The 4,132-nt window shown below is 39.2% G+C and carries 4 protein-coding genes; 2 read left to right on the top strand and 2 right to left on the bottom strand.

What is annotated here, in order from left to right:
• Window positions 1-433: 433 nt before the first annotated feature.
• Window positions 434-1,363 carry a 2-dehydropantoate 2-reductase gene (locus tag Q8907_13640; GenBank protein MDP4275315.1) on the bottom strand — a complete coding sequence of 310 codons (930 nt, stop codon included), beginning with the start codon at window positions 1,361-1,363 and terminating at the stop codon, window positions 434-436.
• A gap of 295 nt (window positions 1,364-1,658) precedes the next feature.
• Between Q8907_13640 and sucD the strand changes: the two genes are divergently transcribed.
• Both sucD and fabG read left to right on the top strand, forming a co-directional pair.
• The gene (gene sucD, locus Q8907_13635; GenBank protein MDP4275314.1) at window positions 1,659-2,531 is read left to right on the top strand and encodes a succinate--CoA ligase subunit alpha; all 873 of its coding nucleotides are present in this window, start codon (window positions 1,659-1,661) and stop codon (window positions 2,529-2,531) included.
• Window positions 2,532-2,616: 85 nt separating this feature from the next.
• Complete coding sequence (fabG, locus tag Q8907_13630) at window positions 2,617-3,363, top strand: 3-oxoacyl-[acyl-carrier-protein] reductase (GenBank protein MDP4275313.1); 747 nt, start codon at window positions 2,617-2,619, stop codon at window positions 3,361-3,363.
• 107 nt (window positions 3,364-3,470) lie between these two features.
• Here fabG and Q8907_13625 read toward each other — a convergent pair.
• On the bottom strand, window positions 3,471-4,132 hold a 662-nt coding region (locus Q8907_13625; protein MDP4275312.1), incomplete at its 5' end, for an epimerase.

Raw genomic sequence — 4,132 nt, 5'->3', positions numbered from 1 at the left:
ATTGAATTTTGTTTGGTGGAATAAAGTTAATGATATTTTCAGAAAACAGGAGCTAAGTGATTAAAAGTATATACCGGTTGAAAAATAATTTTAACCATCTATTCATAAATATGTTAAAGAAACAGTCTCCTTTTATCCCTTTCAAAATAAAATTAATTCTCCTAAATTATTTGCATTTTTTAAAATAAAACCCTAAACTTGCATGATAAAAATCATGTTTTTGAATCGTTCAATTCTGGAAAGTTATTTAATTTGAACAGAAGGAATGAAGGTGATTTTTATAAGTCAGCAATTTGATTATTTTTGACAAATAAATTTTAGATCATCACGGATTTGTACGGCTTTAAGTAAAAAGTTCATAGACAGGACATTATCACTAGAAAATAAAAAGCTGTACATCTGTGATGACCAAGAGCCTTTAAGCATCAGGCTTTTAATCTGACTTTCTTCTTGCTGCCACTTCCATTGGTAAAATACAATTATATATAAAAGAATTCACGGGAGTATCTACCTGATATTTTTCACCCAGCCTGACCACCGTCCCATTTTGATATTCAATTTCAGATGGTTTTCCAGCCCATACATCACGGGCTAAAGAAGCTGTTGATTCATAAGGCATTGAATCAATAAATCCGACAGCTTTTTCGACAATGCAACTTTCCAGGTTTATACCTGCTTTAACGGCAAGGTTATAAATTTCAGTAAGTACATCGCGCATCAGCTTGCGTGTTCCTTCCATTTCCCGGATCACGCCATAAGGCGAACGGGTGATGGCCATCAGTCCGCTGGTACAGATAGAAATAAATTTTTTCCAAAGTTCTGCCTGAATATCATGAGCAATAACCGAATATATTCCGGCCTTGTCAAATACTTCCTTGATTTGATTGATCCTGGGAGTAATGGAATTATCCAGTTCTCCGAAAACTATAGTAGGTTTTACCCCGAAATGATTGATAACACCGGGTGTTTCAATCTTGCTTATAATTCTGCACAGGCCGGCAATCACATTATTTTCACCCAAAAGCTCTGAAATTTCTTCTGAGGCCATAATACCGTTTTCCAAAGGCAGAACGGTTGTATTTTCTCCCACCACACCTTTAAGTTGGCTTGCAATTTCTTTAACCTGCCAGGCTTTCACGGCAACTATCACCAAATCGGGTTTCACCAACTCTGAAATGTTATCCGTAGCCTTAACCCTTGGAAGTTCAAAATCACCCAATATACTTTTTACCTTTAATCCATTTTCCTGCATAGCCTTAAGATTTCTGCCCCTTGCAATGAAGGTAACATCATAGCCGGCATAAGCCATTTTTGCGCCAAAGTACCCTCCTACTCCACCGGCTCCAATAATTGCTATTTTCATTTCTTCTTCATTTTTTAAAAGTTATTATAGCCATCCATCCCTCAAACGCCAATTCCTTCATGTTTAACAAAAAAAAGAAAAAATGGTTTGGATAAATCTCCATTGCAAAATACATTTCAGAGAGTCAGAATCAAACATTTCACTGAAAAACAATACAAAAAAATTAAAGATTTAAAAGATAGAAATTTCCGCAAAGATTGCCATTATTAATAACGGGAGAAGCTAAAAAGATTAAAAATTTTGTATTTTTTCACAAAAGGTTTACTTTTGGCCAGTAAAATTAAAAATAAGACAAATGAGCGTATTAGTAAATAAAGACTCAAAAGTTATTGTACAAGGTTTTACCGGAAGCGAAGGCACCTTCCATTCCCAGCAGATGATAGAATACGGTACAGCCGTAGTTGGGGGGGTCACTCCGGGAAAAGGTGGTCAAACCCATTTAGGCAAACCTGTTTTCAATACCGTTGAAGACGCTGTGAAAGCCACAGGAGCAAATACCTCAATCATATTCGTTCCACCTGCTTTTGCTGCCGATGCCATCATGGAAGCCGCCCAGGCAGGTTTAAAGGTGATAGTCTGTATCACCGAAGGAATTCCTACTCAGGATATGGTCAAAGTGAAAGAATACTTAAAAGATAAAGATTGCCGTTTGGTTGGCCCCAATTGTCCGGGCGTTATTTCTCCCGGCGAAGCCAAAGTTGGAATTATGCCCGCTTTTATTCATAAAAAAGGAAGCATAGGAATCATCTCGCGCAGCGGTACCTTAACCTACGAAGCTGTTGACCAGATAACCAAAGTAGGCCTGGGGCAATCCACCTGTCTTGGTATCGGAGGCGACCCGATTATTGGTACAAGTACATTGGATGCCGTAAAATTATTCATGAATGATCCACAAACTGAAGGGATCGTCATGATAGGTGAAATCGGAGGCAATATGGAAGCTGATGCGGCCAGGTGGATAAAAGAACATGGGACAAAACCCGTAGTCGGATTTATTGCCGGACAAACTGCTCCCAAAGGACGTAGAATGGGTCATGCTGGTGCTATTGTAGGGGGCAAAAATGATACGGCTGCGGCAAAAATGCAAATCATGAGAGAATGCGGCATTCATGTGGTTGAATCACCTGCCTTATTGGGAAAAACAATGTTTGAAGCATTAAAAAAATAGGATTTTTCAGGCTGAATGAGCAATTCAGTTCTGCATCCAAAAGCGTTCAATAAAGATCCTTAATTAAATAAATAAATATTTTTATATGAAGTTATTAGAAGGAAAAACAGCTTTAATCACCGGTGCAGCTAGAGGTATTGGCAAAGCCATTGCTCTGCGTTATGCTGCTGAAGGTGCAAATATTGCATTTACGGACCTTTTCTATGACGACAATTCAAAGGCAACAGAAAAAGAATTGCAGGACTTAGGCGTTAAAGCCAAAGCTTATGCTTCAAATGCTGCCAAATTTGATGAAACAGCTAAAGTCGTTGAAGAAGTAGTAAAGGACTTCGGCCGGATTGATATCCTGGTAAACAATGCAGGTATTACCAAAGACGGTGCACTCAAGAGAATGACCGAAGAACAATGGGATTTGGTTATTTCAATCAATCTAAAATCGGTATTTAACTTTACAAAAGCCGTTCAACCCGTCATGTGGAAACAGGATGGCGGAAGCATTATCAGCATGAGCTCTGTAGTTGGCGTTTCGGGTAATGCCAATCAATGTAATTATTCTGCTTCAAAAGCAGGTATTATTGGTTTCACCAAGTCTGCCGCCAAAGAACTCGGAGCAAGACATATCAGATGCAACGCCATTGCCCCAGGCTTCATCATTACTGATATGACAGCCCAGCTGCCTGAAAAAATCAGAAATGAATGGGCTGAAAAAATTCCTCTGCACCGTGGCGGAACACCCGAAGATGTTGCAAACGTTGCACTCTTCCTGGCCAGTGACCTTTCATCTTATGTCAGTGGACAAGTAATCCACGTATGTGGCGGAATGAATACCTAATTTAAAAAATTCCAATTTGCAGAAAGCCTTCATCCTGAAGGCTTTTTTTTTGCGCCTACGTGATCTTTAAAAAGAGAAACAGTAAAACTTTGGATTAATATCAAGGACTAACGCCGGGTTTGATGTGCCAATTCAATAATATCTTTGCTTTCCAGAACAGTCTTATTAAATCCGGACTTTGAGACATTAATCATGGCTAACCCTATTTCACTTAATTTTGAGACATATTTAGGAAACAGAAATTTCCAGACAGGATATAAAACGCCCAAAACTTTATAAGTTTTATAAGTATGCTGCAATCCTTTAGTTGGCTGAATATATGCAGGCCTGAACATAAATGCTTTGTTGGGAAATAGCTGTATCAACTCATTTTCTGTTCTCCCCTTCACCCTTGCCCAATTAATACGGCCCCTTTCTGAGCTGTCTGTTCCAAGTCCGGAAATATAGCAAAGGGTCAATCCGGGATTCAGCTTTGACAGCGTCCGCGCCAGGGCCAGGGTCAATTCATAGGTGATATGAAAATATTCATCCCCGGGCATTCCAACCGAAGACACGCCCATGCATAGAAATGCAGCATTATATCCAACCAGCTTATCTTCTATGTTTGAATAATCCTGAAAATTATCCAGTATGATTTCTTTCAGTTTAGAATGAAACACCTTACACGGCCTTCTGTTGATCACCAGGACCGATTCAACATCTTCATTCAAAAGGCATTCATGCAAAACCCCTTCTCCAACCATACCGGTTGCCCCTGTTATTATCGCTT

Source organism: Bacteroidota bacterium (assembly GCA_030706565.1).
In the GTDB taxonomy this organism is placed as follows: Bacteria; Bacteroidota; Bacteroidia; order Bacteroidales; family JAUZOH01; genus JAUZOH01.
Note: the sequence above shows the minus strand (reverse complement) of the source record. Positions and strands in the feature narration are given on the sequence as shown.

Bases quoted from the DNA above. Each gene is read 5' to 3' on its own strand.
- Q8907_13640 (MDP4275315.1), bottom strand. From the start codon at position 1,363: ATGAAAATAGCAATTATTGGAGCCGGTGGAGTAGGAGGGTACTTTGGC.
- sucD (MDP4275314.1), top strand. From the start codon at position 1,659: ATGAGCGTATTAGTAAATAAAGACTCAAAAGTTATTGTACAAGGTTTT.
- fabG (MDP4275313.1), top strand. From the start codon at position 2,617: ATGAAGTTATTAGAAGGAAAAACAGCTTTAATCACCGGTGCAGCTAGA.